The 17047-nt window shown below is 62.7% G+C and carries 16 protein-coding genes and 2 pseudogenes; 9 read left to right on the top strand and 9 right to left on the bottom strand.

Translation table 11 applies throughout. The annotated features are described in order from the left end of the window. Positions 1–9: 9 nt before the first annotated feature. A complete protein-coding gene (locus P3W85_RS38590) occupies positions 10–840 on the bottom strand; it encodes an SDR family NAD(P)-dependent oxidoreductase (protein WP_017231151.1) in 831 nt (276 codons plus the stop codon). 111 nt (positions 841–951) lie between these two features. Here P3W85_RS38590 and P3W85_RS38585 point away from each other — a divergent pair, with 111 nt between their 5' ends. Continuing rightward, the gene (locus P3W85_RS38585) at positions 952–1887 is read left to right on the top strand and encodes a helix-turn-helix domain-containing protein (protein ID WP_276268666.1); all 936 of its coding nucleotides are present in this window, start codon (positions 952–954) and stop codon (positions 1885–1887) included. A 496-nt stretch (positions 1888–2383) separates the two neighbouring features. On the opposite strand, the gene P3W85_RS38580 is transcribed toward P3W85_RS38585, so the two are convergent. Genes P3W85_RS38580 through P3W85_RS38570 form a run of 3 tightly spaced genes read right to left on the bottom strand, consistent with a single transcriptional unit; the run spans position 2384 to position 4719 of the window. Beyond that, positions 2384–3130 (bottom strand): SDR family oxidoreductase, encoded by a 747-nt coding sequence (locus P3W85_RS38580; protein WP_276268665.1) that lies wholly within the window; start codon positions 3128–3130, stop codon positions 2384–2386. Positions 3131–3159: 29 nt separating this feature from the next. Continuing rightward, a complete protein-coding gene (locus P3W85_RS38575; RefSeq protein ID WP_276268664.1) occupies positions 3160–3558 on the bottom strand; it encodes a nuclear transport factor 2 family protein in 399 nt (132 codons plus the stop codon). 39 nt (positions 3559–3597) lie between these two features. Then, positions 3598–4719, bottom strand: coding sequence for an alkene reductase (locus P3W85_RS38570; RefSeq protein WP_276268663.1), 1122 nt, complete (start codon positions 4717–4719; stop codon positions 3598–3600). A gap of 157 nt (positions 4720–4876) precedes the next feature. Between P3W85_RS38570 and P3W85_RS38565 the strand changes: the two genes are divergently transcribed. Further along, entirely contained in the window at positions 4877–5491 is a 615-nt protein-coding gene (locus P3W85_RS38565; protein WP_276268662.1) for a TetR/AcrR family transcriptional regulator, read from the top strand. A gap of 169 nt (positions 5492–5660) precedes the next feature. Here P3W85_RS38565 and P3W85_RS38560 read toward each other — a convergent pair. Then, positions 5661–6127: pseudogene (locus P3W85_RS38560) on the bottom strand (IclR family transcriptional regulator); the annotation flags it as partial. 117 nt (positions 6128–6244) lie between these two features. On the opposite strand from P3W85_RS38560, the gene P3W85_RS38555 reads away from it, so the two are divergent. The 7 genes from P3W85_RS38555 to P3W85_RS38525 all read left to right on the top strand — a co-directional run bounded on the left by P3W85_RS38555 (position 6245) and on the right by P3W85_RS38525 (position 12374). Then, complete coding sequence (locus P3W85_RS38555; protein WP_276268661.1) at positions 6245–6928, top strand: RraA family protein; 684 nt, start codon at positions 6245–6247, stop codon at positions 6926–6928. 5 nt (positions 6929–6933) lie between these two features. Beyond that, the gene (locus tag P3W85_RS38550) at positions 6934–7878 is read left to right on the top strand and encodes an NAD(P)-dependent oxidoreductase (RefSeq protein WP_276268686.1); all 945 of its coding nucleotides are present in this window, start codon (positions 6934–6936) and stop codon (positions 7876–7878) included. 165 nt (positions 7879–8043) lie between these two features. After that, positions 8044–9027, top strand: a complete 984-nt coding sequence (locus P3W85_RS38545) for a Bug family tripartite tricarboxylate transporter substrate binding protein (RefSeq protein WP_430869700.1) — start codon at positions 8044–8046, stop codon at positions 9025–9027. 181 nt (positions 9028–9208) lie between these two features. Next, a complete protein-coding gene (locus P3W85_RS38540; protein WP_035818858.1) occupies positions 9209–10138 on the top strand; it encodes an SMP-30/gluconolactonase/LRE family protein in 930 nt (309 codons plus the stop codon). 172 nt (positions 10139–10310) lie between these two features. Next, positions 10311–11150, top strand: a complete 840-nt coding sequence (locus P3W85_RS38535) for an amidohydrolase family protein (protein WP_346430326.1) — start codon at positions 10311–10313, stop codon at positions 11148–11150. A gap of 40 nt (positions 11151–11190) precedes the next feature. Continuing rightward, positions 11191–12168 (top strand): Bug family tripartite tricarboxylate transporter substrate binding protein, encoded by a 978-nt coding sequence (locus P3W85_RS38530; protein WP_276268660.1) that lies wholly within the window; start codon positions 11191–11193, stop codon positions 12166–12168. Between the two features lie 2 nt (positions 12169–12170). Continuing rightward, entirely contained in the window at positions 12171–12374 is a 204-nt protein-coding gene (locus P3W85_RS38525) for a hypothetical protein (protein ID WP_276268688.1), read from the top strand. Here P3W85_RS38525 and P3W85_RS38520 read toward each other — a convergent pair. The 4 genes and pseudogenes from P3W85_RS38520 to P3W85_RS38505 all read right to left on the bottom strand — a co-directional run. Next, a pseudogene (locus P3W85_RS38520) lies at positions 12361–12576 on the bottom strand (ISKra4-like element ISBusp5 family transposase); the annotation flags it as partial. The gene P3W85_RS38525 and the pseudogene P3W85_RS38520 sit on opposite strands and share 14 nt — an antisense overlap. Beyond that, positions 12575–13759, bottom strand: a complete 1185-nt coding sequence (locus P3W85_RS38515; RefSeq protein WP_017231165.1) for an adenylate/guanylate cyclase domain-containing protein — start codon at positions 13757–13759, stop codon at positions 12575–12577. The gene P3W85_RS38515 and the pseudogene P3W85_RS38520, both read right to left, overlap by 2 nt. 18 nt (positions 13760–13777) lie before the next feature. Beyond that, on the bottom strand, positions 13778–15373 hold the full coding sequence (locus P3W85_RS38510; RefSeq protein WP_035818871.1) for a PAS domain-containing hybrid sensor histidine kinase/response regulator: 1596 nt from the start codon (positions 15371–15373) through the stop codon (positions 13778–13780). Between the two features lie 680 nt (positions 15374–16053). Continuing rightward, a partial coding sequence (locus P3W85_RS38505; RefSeq protein ID WP_276268659.1) for an MBL fold metallo-hydrolase occupies positions 16054–17047 on the bottom strand: 994 nt, incomplete at its 5' end.

Raw genomic sequence — 17047 nt, 5'->3', positions numbered from 1 at the left:
TGCCGGGCTTCAGGCCTGGGCTGTCTGGTTGAAGCCGGGACGCGGGACCATGTCCATCAGCATGCTGGACATGCCGCCATCCACGGAGAGCTCGGCGCCATTGACATAGGCAGAGCGCGGGCTCGCCAGGAACGCGGCCACATCGGCGATATCCTGCGGCTCGCCGATGCGCCGGCTGGCGGTGACGGCCGCGCGGCTGGCTTCGAAGCCCGGCGCCTGGTAGAACGCGGCCGATAGCGCGGTGCGGATCATGCCGGGACAAATCGCGTTGCTGCGAATGCCATGCGGCCCCCATTCGGCCGCCATCTGACGCGACAGCAGCAGCACGCCCGCCTTGCTGGCGCTATAAGCGCCGCTGCCTGTCTGGGGAAACCGGCCTGAGATCGATGCCACGTTCACGATGCTGCCGCATGCGGCTTCGCGCATGGCTTGGGAAAATGCGCGCGCGCACAGCAGATAGCCGGTCAGGTTGACGGACAGCACCTGGTTCCAGTCTTCGAGACTCACGTCCGCCAGATTCCCGGAGCGCAGTACGCCGGCGTTATTGATCAGCGCATGGCAGGGGCCAAGTTCCGCCTGTACTTTCGCGGCGGCGGCGCGCACGCTGGTTTCGCTCGTCATATCGCAGCGCGCGAAGAGCGCGGTGGCACCCAGTGCGCGCAGATCGCGCGCCACGGCATCGCCGCGGTCCGCATCGAGATCCAGCACCGCGACGCGGGCGCCGGCCTGCGCCAGGCCGTGGGCGATGGCCTCGCCAATGCCGCTGGCGCCACCGCTGACCACGCAGACCCGGCCTTCGAGGCCAAGCCAGTGCGCGCTGGCTGTGTTACGGGGTGTCATGTTGTCTCCTCTAGTCAGTGAGCGGAATTGTTGGCCGGCGACCGTGCCGCAAGATTGACGATTCCAGCCAAGAGCCGGACAATTCGTGCAAATGCGCAAAGGGCTTACGTCATGGCTAGGGTTATCCCGAATTATTCGCTCTACGGTGACCAGGCTCTTCCTGGCTGGCAGCTCACGTTCGATTTCGAGTGGATCCCGCAGCGCTCACGCCCATACAACTGGGACATTCGCCCGCATACGCACGACGCGTTCCTGCAGATCCTGTGTTTGCGCAACGGCTCGGCCGAGGTGCTGCTCGAGCAGGGGCGGGTACAGGCGCAAGCGCCCTGCGTGCTGCTGATTCCAGCACAAACCGTGCATGGTTTTCGGTTTTCTACCGATGTGGATGGCCCGGTGGTGACCGCCGCGCAGCGTCTGCTGGAGTCGATGGCGACCGTGGTCATGCCAGAGCTGCTGCAGACCATCCGCACGCCGGCGGTGATTTCGTTGGCCGGGATGGAGCGCGAGCTGGAGTCCCTGATGCCGCTGTTCCTGGCGTTGGAGCGCGAGTCGCGCGGCCAGGCTATCGGCCGGGTGGCCGCCGGCGTGTCGTTGCTGACCGCGTTGCTGGTGCAGATTGCCCGCCTGCGGCACATCGAGCAATCCGCGCCCATGAGCGCGAACTCGCGCAAGGCGGCCAAGATCGAAAAATTCCGCGCTCTGGTCGATGAGCATTTCAGGCAGCATCTGCCGATGCAGGCCTATGCGTCGCAACTGGGCATCACGCCTGGCCAGCTCACCCGCTTGTGCCGCGAGGTCCTTGGCATGTCGAGCCTGGACGTGATCAATGCACGGCTGATCCATGAAGCGCAGCGCGACCTGGTCTACACCCGCAACAGCATCAAGCAACTGGGCCACACGCTGGGTTTTGCCGACGAGGCATATTTCGGCCGCTTCTTCCGCAAGCACACCGGCCTCGCGCCGCGCGAATTCCGGGCGCGGGCGCTGGAGGCCATGCTGAGTCCTGACGCCGCCGGGATGCAGAAATTCACGCCGCCGACGCTATAGGGAGAACGTGCCAGGTACCGCCCACTCGAGGGGCGGTGAGTCTTCCGGCCGGCGCCAGCGCCGGTCGTACATTCGCATGCTGGCCTGCAGTGCATGCGGTTGGTCGGCAAGCACCAAGCGCACACTTCCCGGCGAGTATCCTCTGGCAACAAGAATGCAATTAATCGCCATGATTCCTATTCCCCCGTTAAAGCGGGGCTTGGCAGGCCAATCCGGATACTCCTCGCATGTGACCACAAGGGGGCCGTGGTTCAACTTTACAGGCACGCAGAGCCTGCTCCCGGCCACGACCTGCTCCAACAGGGATGTCAGCGTGCTCCCCTTCGCACAAGCGAGGCAGCTAACGAGGCTCCCCGTCGCCTGCCCACCTCACTGAGTTAGCGAAATCCAGCCGTTCCGATGAAGGCATCGATGGATCGGAGTCTGTCCATGCCGCACGCATGCATGCACGTTGGCTTGTCGGGGATTGCCCGGCTGCCGCCAGGCAACCCTGTAATCAGCCTGCGGCCAGCGTGTCATTGAACTCGTTGACCCACGCATGCTCGTTCGGCCCTGGATTGGCACGCATGGCCACCGCGGGACCGACCAGTATTTCGTTGGCGTCGGCACCCAGTTGTTCGATCGTGCCGGCGATGAATGCGTCGAGCGGCATCGCGCGCGGTTCCTCGGTGCTGTTCAGCAACTCCGTGCGGACCCAGGGCGGCACGATCTCGATGACCGAGACCTTGCTGCCGCGAAGCAGATAGCGCTGCGAAAGCGTGTACGAATGCAAGGCCGCCTTGGTCGCGCTGTACACCGCTGAAGTCGCCATGGGTACGAAGCCGAGCACCGAGCTGACGTTGGCCACGACGGCACCGTCTTTCGTCTTCAGATGCTCGATCAACGCCGAGGTCATCCGAATCGTCCCGAGCAGGTTCGTTGCGACGGTTGAGCTCAGCAAGTCATCATCGACCGGGCCGGCAGCATCATCGAGCAGCATGATGCCGGCGTTGTTGATCAGCACGTTCAGGCTGGAATGGTCGGCGATCAGTTGTTCAGCGACCTTCTTGATATCCGTTGGATCGGCAATATCGAGCGATACCGCGTGCATGCCGGGGTTCGCGTCGATGGTCGCCTGCAGACGCTCCGGGCGCCGGCCCGAGATAATGACCTGGTTGCCGAGCTTGTGGAGTGCTTCGGCGAGACCGCGGCCGATGCCAGAGCCGCCGCCGGTGACGAACACGGTGTTACCTGTGAGTTTCATGATGCCTCCTTGGGCGATGACGGTTGGACTCAGCGCGCGAAACTGTTGCCGAACATGGGCAGGCCACTCTTCGATTCGGCTTCCGTAGCCTCGTCTTGCAGCACGTCCCAATGCTCGGCGAGCACACCGTCCTCAATGCGCAGAATGTCCGCGGCGATCCATGCGGCAGGACGCCCGTGGCCGGAAAAGCGGCCATGGATGATCACGTAGTCGCCATCCGCAACGATCACGCCCGGCTCGTAGCGCAAGCTCGGCGGCACGGCCTTGATGAGGTTGAACAGGCCGTCACGGCCCGGTTCGATATGCGCGCTGTGCTGGATATAGCCGGGCGACCAGAATCGCTCGGCGGCAGCGTAGTCGCGTTTGTTGAAGAGCGTGTCGAATGCCTCGAGCACGAGGGCCTTGTTGGCGGCTTCGGCGGTGGTCATGCTGGTTCTCCTGAGGTGCTGTATGGGCTTGGTGGCGCGTCATGCCCGCACGGCCTGGATGGCGGGATAGTCGACATAGCCCTCGGCCGTCGGTCCGTAGACCTTCGTCCAGTCGATGCCGGCAAGCGGCGCGTCGGCGGCGAAGCGCTTCGGCAGATCCGGATTGGCAATGAACGGGCGGCCGAAGGCGACCATGTCGACCAGTCCGGCCCCGATCAGCTCGTTGCCCCGTTCACGGTCGATATCGACATTGGCGATGATGTTGCCGCGATAAAGGTTGCGGAAATGGCGGAACATTCCGTCTCCGGCCAGCAAGGCCAGCGGCGTTGTCGACACGTCGGCCATGGCTCCCATCAGCAGCAGATGGGAAAGCCCGAATTCGTCAAGCCGGCCAATCACGTATTCGGAGGCGGCAAGCGTCTCGTCAGTGGAGACGAACGCTCCTGTTTCGGATGTTGCCGGCCCCGTCTTGATCCCGGTTCGGTGCGCCCCGGCGACCTCGGCCACCGTTTCCACGACCTCGAACAGGAAACGGGCCCGGTTCTCCGTCGAGCCACCGTACTCATCCGCGCGCAGATTGGTGCGGGCGTTGAGGAACTGGTTGAACAGGTAGTGATAGCCGCCCTGGATCTGCACGCCGTCAAAGCCCGCCGCGATCGCGTTGCGCGCTGCCCGGCCGAAATCGGCGACCGTGCGGCGGATGTCGTCCTTGTCCATGGGCCGCGGGACGACGGTGTCCTTCTTGCCGGTCGCCGTCACGCTCTGCTGCCCAGGGTTGACTGCTGACGCCGAAAGCGGTGCCTTGCCCGGGTGGAAATCCGGGTGCCCCAGCGAACCGGTATGCCAGAGCTGCGCAACGATCCGGCCTCCCGCGCGGTGCACGGCGTCGGTCACCACACGCCAGCCACGCACCTGCGCATCGCTCCAGAGTCCGGGCACGTCGGCCCAGCCGACTGCCTCGGGGCTGACAAAAATGCCTTCGCTGACGATCAGTCCCGCCGAGGCGCGCTGGGCGTAGTAGTCGGCATGCAGGGCGGTCGGAGCAAGATCGGGATTGGTCGCACGCATGCGAGTCAGTGGCGCCATGACGACACGATTAGGCAACTCCAGGTCCCCGAGCCGGATCGGGTTGAGCAAAGGCTGGTGACTTTCGATGTGCATAAAGGTATCTACGAGGTGAAATCACGGAAACACAATGGTGATTGACATTGAGTTTTGTCGACAGAATCCAAAATGTCAAGGTCAATCACCATTGTCTTTTCACGAGAGACGCTATACTTGAGATGACAACAGCACAAAGGCAAAGGAGTACTAAGCGATGGGCGTTTCGAAGCAGCAGGCGGTGGAGAACCGCAAGACCATCGTTGCGGCGTCGGAGAGGCTGTTCCGCGAGCACGGAATCGATGGTGTCGGCCTAAGCGCGCTGATGAAGGCGGCAGGCTTTACCCAGGGTGGCTTCTACAACCACTTCGAATCGAAAGAGGCGCTGGCGGCCGAAGTCGTGGCGACGGCGATGGGCAAGGCCAATCACGACCTGAAGGAAGCCATCGCCGCGCCAATTGCGCCGGGCGGCAACCGTTTGCGGCGACAGATCGACTATTACCTGTCAGGAACGCATTGCAGTGATATCGAGCATGGTTGTGCCGTTGCCGGCCTCACCGCGGACGTGCGCCGGCTGGGCCATGAGGCGCAGGTGCACTTTGCGAAGGGTCTGCAGGAAATGATCGACACCTTGACGAAGCTTGTCGCGGAACAGCGCGCGGGGAGCGGAGACGGCGACGAAACGCGCCGGGAGGCCATCGCGTTCTATAACGAGATGGTCGGCGCGGTCATCCTGTCCCGAGCGGTGGCCAGCGCAGATCCCCAACTCGGGGAGGAAATCCTGCGCGCGAGCCAGCAGATGCTTATCAAGGATTTCGCGCTACCAACCTGAGAACGAGCGCAGCGCTCGGCTACTCACCGGACTTGGCTTTGAGCGCGAAGGTATCGCCCGGGCGTATCTAAAGCTTGATGGCGCGTGGGCAGACCACGTACTGACATCCTTGATCAATCCGGCTGACTGGTAATCCTGATGGTCAGCAAGAGTCGCCGGACAATCAAGATGGGTTTATCGGTTCCAGCGGCAGCGCCGAGCCGATGCGCACATGATGCCGGATGGCTTGCGGCCCCTCCACGCGCGCCAAGCACATGCGCTGCCGGCCCTCGCGCACGTAGAACGATGCGCTTTCCCCGGTCTTGACCGTCAGCTCCCGCAGCACCGGCGCCACCACTTCGGACACGTTGAAGGTGGCCTGGTAGCACGCGCCCAGCCAGCCGGCGGCGCGCCCGAGCCGCCAGCTGCCGTCCTCTTTCCTCCTTCCTCCTTCTGAACCGGGTAGTCGTCGGTTGCCAGCGTGCGCGCGAGACGCAGCATTGTGGTCTTGTGAAAGCCGGTGCGGCGGCTTGGCTCGGCCAGTGTGCGTTGTGCGTCGCTGACACCGAAGGCTTCCAGGACGCGCAGCGCCCGCCGTGCCGCGATAGCGCCGCCGCCAGCCGCCTCGCCGGCGATGGGGGAATTGGAGGAGTTCATGGCGCGGAATGAGTTTCGCACAGTGAAACCGTATTGTACTCAGTGCAACGACCATCCAGAATCCGTTCCAACAAATAACGAGATCTGTTGCCATCCCCGAATCCAAGGAGCCATGCCATGAGCCTGCCCAACATCGTCAAATCCTTCGACCGCGTACCCGCCGACATCGTCGCCCAGGCAGCGAAATTCCAGCCCGCGATCCTGGCCGACGTGGCTGGCCGCCGCGGCGCGCTGCACGGCCGCATCAGGGCGTTGCGCCCGCACATGAAGCTGGCCGGCACCGCCTTCACCGTGGAAGTGCGCCCCGGCGACAACCTGATGATCCATGCCGCGATGGCGCTGGCCCAGCCCGGCGACGTGCTGGTGATCGACGGCAAGGGTGACCAGAGCAGCGCGCTGATGGGCACCATCATGATGAATGCATGCCGCCAGCGCGGCATCGCCGGCGTGGTGATCGACGGCGCGGTGCGTGACAGCCTGGAAATCGACGAAATGGACTACCCGGTGTTTTCGGTGGGCACCAACCCCAATGGCCCAACCAAGGAAGTGGGCGGGCGCATCGGCCACCCGGTCTCGGTGGGCGGCGTCACGGTCAACCCTGGCGATTTCATCTGCGGCGACGCCGATGGCCTGGTCGTGGTCGAGCGTGAAAAGATCGCCTCGCTGCTGCCGCTGGCCGAGCACAAGGAAGCGGCCGAAGCCCGCCGCATCGCCCAGATCAAGAAAGGCGAGACCAGCGCCCCGTGGTTGCTGGCCTCGCTCGTCACGGCCGGCGTGCTGAAAGCGGGAGAGGCACTGTGAGTACCGTGCTCAACAAGCCAGTCATTCTCGTCACGGGGGCCGACCTCGCACCACAGGCCTTGGCATTGCTCGGCGATTACGAAGTCGTCTACGCCGGCAAGACACCGCTGGCAGCCGACCTGGTGGCGCTGGCGCAGCGCCACGACCCGGTCGGCATCATCGTGCGCTACGGCGCCGTGACGCCGGAGATCATGGATGCCGCGCCGGCCCTGAAGGTCATCTCCAAGCACGGCAGCGGCACCGACACCATCGACAAGCCCGCCGCCGCCGCGCGCGGCATCGAGGTCACGGCTGCGGTTGGCGCCAATGCGGCCGCGGTGGCGGAACAAGCGATGGCCCTGCTGCTGGGCTGCGCCAAATCCGTCGCGCAACTCAACGAGCGCATGCATGCCGGCCACTGGGACAAGGCCACGCACAAGAGCGTTGAGCTGGCAGGCGCCACCATCGGGCTGATTGGCCTGGGCGCGATTGGCCGGCGCTTCGCCAGGATGTGTGATGCCATGGGCATGCGCGTGATCGGCTTCGATCCGTTTGCCGGGGATCTGCCGGACTATATCGAGCCGGTGGACCTGGAAACGATCTGGAGGGTGGCCGACGCGATCTCGCTGCATTGCCCGCTGACCAGCGAGAACAGGGCGATGGTCAACGCGCAAACGCTGGCTCGCTGCAAGCCGGGCGTGATACTGGTCAACACCGCGCGCGGCGGGCTGATCGACGAAGCGGCATTGTTGGCCGCGGTTGGCTCCGGCCATGTCGCCATGGCGGGCCTGGACAGCTTTGTTGTGGAACCGATGACGGTGCCCCACATCTTCCACGGCCAGCCCGGCTTTCTGCTCAGCCCGCACATTGGAGGCGTGACGAGCGCCGCGTACGTGAACATGGGCGTGGCAGCGGTTCGGAATACGCTGGATGTGCTCGCCCGTGCTGAGGCGCTGGCCAAAGCGGGCTAACGCGCTACGAAGCTGCCTGATGCGCAGGACGGCGCTGACGGTGGCGCGCAAAAGCCCCGGAAGGGCCTGAGGGGTCCCTCAAGGGGAGAAGGATGCAAAGCATCGTAGACGACGCGTAGCGCACACGAACGCGCGATTGACTCAAAAAATAGCAGGAGACAAGCAATGAATACCAGATCAACCCTCGCCTTGGCCCTTTGCCGCGGCGCGCTGGGTGCGATGGCGTGGATCGCCATATCCGTTCATGCACAGACCTGGCCCGCCAAGCCGGTGCGAATCATCGTTCCCTATCCGCCGGGCGGCGCCGTGGACGCCGTTACCCGCAAGATGGCCCAGCGCCTCACTGAGCAGACCGGCCAGAGCTTCGTGGTGGAAAACAAGGCGGGCGCCACCGGCACCATCGGCACTACGCAAGTAGCTCGCGCCCCGGCCGATGGTTATACGCTGCTTGCCAACGACACGACGTTCTCGCTGCTGCCCCATATCTTCAAGAAGCTGCCGTTCGACCATGCCAAGGACCTGAGACCGGTGGCAGCCTTCGTGTTTGCCCCGATGGCCGTGGTAGTCAAAGCGGACAGCAAGTTCAAGAGCATGAGCGATCTGGTGGCGGCCGCTCGCACAGGCGACGGCAAGGTGAGCTATGGCTCGGGCGGCTCCGGCACGACGCCGCATTTCGCCAGCGAGGCACTGGGCGTGGCGACGGGCGCTCATTTCATGCACGTGCCGTTCAAGGGCGCGGGCGAAGCCACGCTGGCGCTGCTTGGCGGCACCATCGACTACCAGATCGCTTCCACGCCCGGGGTCATTGGGCAGGTCAAGGGCGGCAGCCTGCGTTTGCTGGCGGTGAGCGGCGACAAACGCCTGTCCGCGTTGCCCAATGTGCCTACGTTTGCCGAGGCGGGCGTCAAGGGCTATGGCGTGGTCAACTTCACCGGCCTCTGGGCGCCCGCAGGCACGCCGGGGGCGGTGACGGATCGCCTGCAAAAGGAGGTGGCCAAGGCGATGGCGTCGCAGGACATGAAGACCTTTGCCGAGGGCATTGCAGCGGAGCCTGGCTATTGGGACGCCGTGATGTTCTCCCGGCAGCTCTCCGAACGCACGGCGTTCTGGGGCAAGATCGCGGCCAACACCGCGTTTGAAAAGCAATGAGCGCCGGCAAGTACGGGCGAGGCAACTCGCACAGGCGAGCCGCGCCGGATCACACCGCAAGCGCAGCCGTCATGCGGCGGGCCCGCAGGCACGGCATTGACGCGGTCCCGACCGCCTGCGCCCTGGCCACCGGCAAATGCTGCACAATTTTTATCCATGCACTGCGCACAGAAGAATTGCCATGTTCCTGCTGAATACCCCGGAGATCCGAGAGTTTGACGTTTTTTCCCCAATGCCGGAGCGCTATCGCCAACCGAGGCGAACGGCCTGGGCGGATGCCAACCAGGGCGGACGCGAGATCGATTCTTTCCTGGAAGGACCGGTATTCGACGGGGAGGGCAACCTCTATGTCAGCGATATTCCCAATGGCCGCGTCTTCCGCATCGACCAGGGGGGAGATTGGGACGTGGTAGCGCAGTGGGAAGGCGAGCCCAATGGCATGAAGTTCCTCAACGCGCGCGAGCTGCTGGTAACGGATTACCGCAATGGCCTGATGCTCGTCGACGTGCGCGTCGGCAGCGCAAAACCATACCTGGACCGCCGCAACACAGAGAACTTCAAGGGCGTCAACGACCTCACGTTGGATTCGCGGGGGAACATTTATTTCACCGACCAGGGACAGACCGGACTGCACGATCCCACCGGGCGTGTCTATCGCCTCACCGCAGCGGGGCGGCTGGAACTCCTGCTCTCCAATGTGCCCAGCCCGAACGGCATCGTACTGTCACCCGATGAGAAATTCCTGTTCGTTGCGGTGACGCGGGGAAATTGCGTCTGGCGCATGCCCATCCTCGCCGATGGCGGCGTGTCCAAGACCGGGCAGTTCTTTACCTCCTACGGACCGAGCGGCCCGGACGGGCTGGCAATGGATGCATCGGGCCGGCTGCTGGTAGCGAACCCTGGACTGGCCTACGTGTGGGTGCTCAACCACCTCGCCGAGCCGGTACAGGTGCTGCGCGGCCCCGCAGGTCATTCATTGACCAATCTTGCCTTCGGCGGCGCCGAAGGCAAGACGTTGTTCGCGACTGACTCCACGGCGGGAGACATCCTGCGCATGGACATGGATGTGGCGGGCATGCCGCTGTGGCGTCGAGACGGAGAAACGACGTGACGCAACACTGGAAGCACAGCCCGGAGGGCCCCTATTGGGGGCGGCGTGGATCTGTATCCCTGGAGCATGCGATGGCGTATGGCGGCGACCTGCCGGAAGGCGCGGCATCCGAGTTGGCGAAATTGTCCGGACACCGCGGCGTTTCACGCGGTCCTGGTACGGAGAGTAACCGATGAGAATCCTTGGACAACGCCCGATTGCGAACGCCTGCGATTGCCACATGCACGTCTACGACAGCCGTTATCCGGTTGCAGGGACTGCAACGCTCCGACCACCAGATGCCCTCGTGTCGGACTACCGAGCTGTACAACGAGCGATGGGAACCACTCGTGCCGTAGTGGTCACCCCGTCGACCTATGGCACGGACAACAGGCCTACATTGGCCGCCCTCCGAGCGTTGGGCAAGGAGGCACGCGGCGTCGCTGTGGTGGACACCTCCATCACCGAGAGTGAGCTTGAGAGCCTGCATGCGTCTGGTATTCGGGGCATCCGGTTCAACCTCACGATGCCCGGGCCTGTAGACGCGGAGATGCTTGCGCCGCTTGCCGCGCGTGTCGCGCCTCTGGGTTGGCATATCCAACTCAATGCACCTGCCGCGTGGTTGCCTCACATGCAACCCCTGCTGAAGGCCTTGCCCGCTCGCATCGTATTTGACCACTACGGGCACTTGCCATTCGGCGGGCCCGAGTTTGAACCCGCGTTCGAGGTAATTGCAGGCCTGTTGGATGACAACAGGGCCTGGGTGAAGCTGTCTGGCCCTTACATTGAGTCGCGGGAGGGCGCGCCTGCTTATGGCGACGTCGCTTCGCTTGCGCGTCGCTATCTCGAACGCGCCCCCGGCCAGATGGTATGGGGATCGGACTGGCCGCACCCAACGATCGTTGCCACCGGCCGCTCGTCACCGGACGACGGCGACCTTCTGGCGCTCTTCCGGCAATGGTGTGGCGACGATGCATTGGCCAAGGCAGTTCTCACCGACAACCCGCGAAGACTCTACGGCTTTGGCCTCTAGTGCCGATGCCAGATAACAGAAACCCATGGAGACCGTCCCAATGAAATTCAGGCATTTTCTTGTCGCCCTCTGCTTTCCCCTGCTGGCATGCACCACGCCGACTGTCTCGGCGCAGCCTGGCTGGCCTGATCGGGTGATCACCTATGTCGTACCGTATCCTGCCGGCGGCACCACCGATATCCTTGCGCGCCTGATCGCACAGAAGCTCGGCCAGGCCCTGCACACCACCGTGGTGGTGGAGAACCGGCCTGGCGCCACTGGCGCTATCGGCTCGGCCTTCGTGGCGCGTGCACCGGCGGACGGTTACACATTGCTGGGCGCGTCCACTGCGTCGCACGCAATCAATCCTGCGCTCAATCCGAAGCTGCCCTATGACGCCATCAAGTCCTTCGAGCCGGTGGTGATGATCGGTACCATTCCCAGCGTGCTGATCGTCGGTCCCAACAGCCCATACCGCACTGTGCAGGCACTCTTGGCTGCCGCCAAGGCCAAGCCCGGCGCCGTCACCTTTGCCTCCGGCGGCAGCGGCACCATCCTGCAGATGTCCGGCGAGTTGCTCAAGGTGGAGCGCAAGGTCAGCATCACCCACGTGCCCTACAAGGGCGACGTGCCCGCCATCCAGGACGTGATGGCCGGCCACGTGGACTTCATGTTCGCGCCCACCGCCCCCATCCTGCCGCAGGTGCAGGCCGGCAAGCTCCGCGCGCTCGGCGTGGCCACCAAGACGCGCTTGGCCAGCCTGCCGGCGGTGCCGACAATGGCTGAGGCGGGTGTGCCCGGCTTCGAGGCAGAGCAGTGGCAGGCAGTGTTCGCCCCGGCCGGCACGCCGACGACCATCGTGCAACGCCTGAATACCGAGATCAACCGTATCCTGAAGGACCCGGAAGTGGTGGCCCACCTGGACAAGCTGGGCGTCAAAGTGGTCGGTGGCACCTCGCAGCAGCTGGCGGACTACCAAAAGGCCGATATCGCGAAATGGTCTCGCGTGGGCAAGGCCGTGGGGGTGGCGCTGGAGTAAGCATGGTGCACGCAATTCCTTCCCAAGCGCTCGCTGTCTACCGGTCGGTGGCCGGCATCCTGGTGCGCAAGGATTTCGCCCAGCGCCTGCAGCAGCTGGGCGGCCGGGCGGGCGCGCTGGGGCCAGCAGCCTTTGATACCTTCATGCGCGGCGAGCGCGAACAGTGGGGGAAGGTGGTGAAGGCCTCTGGCGCAACGGCAGAGTAGCATTGGGATCGTCGTACCCGCTGTCCTTCAAGAACCTGGTCATTTCCTCCTGCAATCGCTTGGTGCGCGGCACGGCAGAAGCCCGTGGTTGCCTGCCAGGCTGGCCTGATGCCGCAACGACGACAGCTAGCGACGATGATCCTTTGGCTGCTTCCGTGCGATTGATCTTGCCGGCTCCCTTGCCATTGCTTCGAGCCCGCCTAGGGGGCCTGGCCGCTTCTGCCAATCAGGAACCATGTGTGCAGCTCACCGAGACCTTTGGCCACAATGGTACCGCGCTCCTCGAGCACGAACGGTTCCCTGAGCCGCTGCCGGGTAGCTTCCGTCACCTGTACGCGATCGGCCACGCCTTGGGATTCCATCCGGCTTGCGACATTGACGGCGTCGCCCCACAGGTCATAGATGAACTTGCGCCTGCCGATAACACCGGCGACTACCGCACCGCTGTTGATGCCAATACGCAACTGCAAACTGTGGCCGCTGCGTTCATTGAAGCGGGCCAGCGACTCAATCATGTCCAATGCCATATGCGCGGCACGCACGGCATGATCGGCCACAGGGACAGGCAGGCCGGCGGCCGCCATGTAAGCGTCGCCGATTGTCTTGATCTTCTCGAGCCCGCGGCTGTCGGCGATATTATCGAAGTCGGCAAATATCTCATTTAGTATTGCCACCAGGCTCTCCGGGCTCATGCCGGCAGAAAAACGGGTGAACTGAACGATATCCGCGAACAACACCGATACTTCCAGGAAGTTGTCGGCGATGATTGCTGGAGGGCTGCCGGCGATGAGGTCGGAGCGCGCCTTCAAGCGCTCAGCAATGGGGGACGGCAGCAGGTTGAGCAACAGTCGTTCCGACACCTTTTGCTCGTGAACGAGCTTCTCATAAAGACGCTTGAGCTCGTCACTCTGGCGAATGATCGTCTCTCGGCTGGCTTCCACTTCGCGCACCTTCTGCTCGAGGGCTTTGCCGTACCGCAACGACTCCCTGTGCAACAGACGCACTTCCAGCATGTTGCGCACCCGCATCAGTACTTCGGCCAGATCAAAGGGCTTGCTGACGAAGTCCTTCGCACCGGCTTGCAGGGCACGCAACTTGTGATCGGGTTGGGCGGTGATCACGATGACGGGAAGGTAGCTGTCTGCCTCGACTTCCTTCAGGCCTTCCATGACCTGGAATCCGTCCATGCCTGGCATCTGGAGATCGAGCAGGATCAGATCGTAGCGATTCTTGCTGTGAAGCTCGCAAACCGCACGCGGATCCATTGTTGACGCGACGCAAATGTAGCCGGCCCCACGCAGCATCTGCACGAGCAACAGGACATTGGCCTCCAGATCGTCGACGACCAGGATTCTTGCCGCAAGAATGTCGGATGGGCTGATCATACGGAGCGCTCTGCTTCGTTAACGCTGAACAGTCCCTTTTCCAGTCAGTTCCAACACTGCGCTCAGTGCCTCCATGAATTCATTGAGCTTGATCGGCTTGGTCAGGTAACGAAAGAATCCCGCTTTGATGCCCTTCTCGATGTCGCGTGGCATCGCATTTGCGCTGAGGGCGATGACCGGAATGTGCGCCGTCCTCGGGTTTTCGCGCAGGAGTCTCAGCGCCTCGACGCCGTTGATGTCGGGCAGATGGATATCCATCACGATCACTTCTGGCAACGAAACGCGCGCGAGCTCGACGCCGAGAGCCCCGGTCACGGCGGTCAGCAGGCGCATATCGGCCCGGCGAGCGATGAGTTGCTCCAACAGCTTCAGGTTGGCGGGGTTGTCTTCGACATACAACAGGGTATGCACTGAAGAGCGGTTTTCTAATTGCGCGTTGGCCGGTACAGCTGGCTCGACGCTCTCACCTGTCATTTCCGGAGGGCGTGCAGCGACCAGTTCGACCCAGAATACGCTGCCCACGCCAGCCGTACTTTCGGCGCCGATGGTTCCCCCCATCAGCTCCGCCAGTCGCTTGGCCACCACGAGACCGATGCCTGTGCCCTCCTCGGGGCCGGCTTCCTGCCCGAGCCGGTTGAATGGCTGAAATAGTTGCGCCAGCCGTTCCGGTGCCAACCCTGCGCCGGTATCGCGCACGCTGATGTGAATGCGGTCCCCGCCGGTTACGCTGCATTGCACCTCGACCGTTCCTTGGTCACGGTTGTATTTGATCGCGTTGGACAGAAGGTTGAGCAGGATCTGCTTAAGCCTGGTGCGATCAGCGCGGACAAAGCACGGGACATCAAGCAACGGGAAGCGCATGCGGATCCCTCGTTTCAAGGCCTGCTGCTCGACCATGGAGTGGCATTCTCGCAAGGCTTCAGCCAAGGATACCGGCTCTGGCGACAGCGCCGCCTGCCCGGCTTCGATCTTCGCGAGATCAAGGACCTCATTGATCAGTTCCAGCAAATGCCAGCCGGCTTTCAGAATCTGGTCGATGCTGGCCTGCTGCGAGGGCGTCGGCGGCGGAGCATCCGAGGCCATCAACTGCGCAAAGCCAAGGATCGCGTTCAAGGGGCTACGCAACTCATGGCTCATGCTGGAAAGGAAGTCTGATTTGGCGAGGTTAGCGCGTTCAGCCGCGGCCTGCGCCTGCTTTTGGTCCTCGATGTCAGTGCAGGTCGCAAACCACTTTACGATATTTCCATCGAGGTCTTTAAATGGCGCTCCGCGGGCAAGGTGGCATCGATAGGCGCCATCGGCGGCTCTTTTCAAGCGAAATTCAAGTTCATATTCGCATCCATTCGCAACGGCGCTCCTCCAGCGGTCGCTTGTGCCTTGCATATCATCCGGATGTATGACCGTCCGCCACGCACCGATTTGAGTTTGCTCGAGAGTAAGTCCTGTATAGGTGGACCATCGCTGGTTGCAGTAGTCGATCCAGCCATCAGGTTTGGCGGTCAGTACGATATGAGGGATGCCGTCGGCGAGCAATCTAAAGTGCTGTTCGCTCTCCCGAATGCGGGAGGCTGAGGAAGACAGCCTTGCCGATCGGTGCATGGGTTGCTTGCGCATGATCTGCCACCCGGAGCCGCCTGGACCATCCTCATACCAGGATGGAGAGACTGCCCAGGACGGGGCTCAAATCAGATTGAACGAGGGACTCTTGAGGAGGATATGCTTTGCCGTCGCCTTTGGTGAGCAATTTTGCTAGCCGCACAGTGATGTCTGAAAATCGGCACATTTCACAACGTCTTTGATCAAATGGAAGGAAGGCGCGCTTCATCCACCGTCGCGGGGTTGGATGCGGGCATTCAACCTTGGTGATCGCATCCCGGCCCCTCGAACCATGATTCAGTGGCGCCAGCGCCAAAACGCAATTAATCGCCTGGATTTCAAACACCACAACAAGCGTGCGCTAGCACGGTGGGGATGGCCCACCGGCTCCGAACCAGTCTTCCTTGCCTGGTGCATCGAACGATCCACCCCCTGCTCAAGGCAGGCCTCGGCCATTTGTGGCTCGCAAGGCCTGCTACGATATCCTCGAGCGGATCCAGAAGCGTCTGACCATTTCGCGACGCTGGGCCTCCCTTCGAAGGGAGGAAGCGCAAAAGAGCGGGGCGAAGGGCAGTTCCATGTCCTGTAGTCTCCAGGCAGGCGTGCACCCGGTCGGCGGCGGCCGGATGCAACTGCAGGCGGCATGCCACTCTAGCCATGGACGCGCAGGTGGGAGTGGCCAAACGCGGGGGCATCCTTCAAGCCTGAAAGAGGTGCCTCTGCCCCACTGCAGAAGGCACGACTTTCTCCTCCCCGAATGCGTCGACGAGCCTGTGGACAGCACGCCAGCCAGTGCAATGGCCAGGCACAAAGCATTTCAGATTGAACTGCTCCAGATCACCAATGGTCTGCGGGATCAATGTCTCGCTGGCTGAACCACTCAGATGGAAGCCTCCCATGACGCCCCATAGCGGTACTGGCGCTAGCTCCTCCTGAGCGCGATGCAGCACGTTGACGACCCCAGCGTGGGAACAGGCGGTAAAAACAATCGCCCCAAGGCCCGCCACGTTTACCGCCATCCATCGCTCATCTCTTATTAATGGATCCGGTAGCCAGGCGCCGTCGTTCGCCTGCGCAAAATGTCCAGGCAGTCCGTTCTCGTAGGACGTTCGTCGCGGAATCTCGCCACTGAGATGGAAATGCCCATCAAGCAATGTGCGTGCGTCATCGCTTGAGACAATCTCGGCTCCGGCCGCTGAGAGTTGCTCTTTAGATGGCACGTCGTCGAACGGGAGGAACTCTCCATCTCCTCCCGGCTTATGCACAGCTCGCGGTACGAACATGCCATCATTCACGTGTACCGGGACCTTGTGGCCACCATTTGCATCGGTGATCAACTGGAGCGCTGTCAACATTCCCCCGACATGGTCCCAGTGACCATGAGAGAAGACCGCTGCGTCAATATCTCCGAAGCGCAGACCAAGCCTGTCGCCGTTCCGTTTGATCGCGTAGCCTTCCGGGCCGCTATCAAACAGGACCGTATGCGTTTTGCCGTTAAGCGTGGTCTTGATCACCAGGGAAAGACCCCATTGGGCACAACATAGGCACCGCCCAGCCAATTGGGATGCACCGGCTCCCACAATGTTCGAAACCTCTCCAGTTACACGTCTTGGAACCGAGGAAAGTAGATCACTTACATTGTCGAGAAGAACAAGAACCTCACAGCTGTCAACCGCCTTGAGTAACACGATA

This window comes from Cupriavidus basilensis (assembly GCF_029335485.1).
GTDB classification, from domain to species: Bacteria; Pseudomonadota; Gammaproteobacteria; order Burkholderiales; family Burkholderiaceae; genus Cupriavidus; species Cupriavidus basilensis_E.
This window is presented reverse-complemented; position numbering and strand designations above follow the sequence as displayed.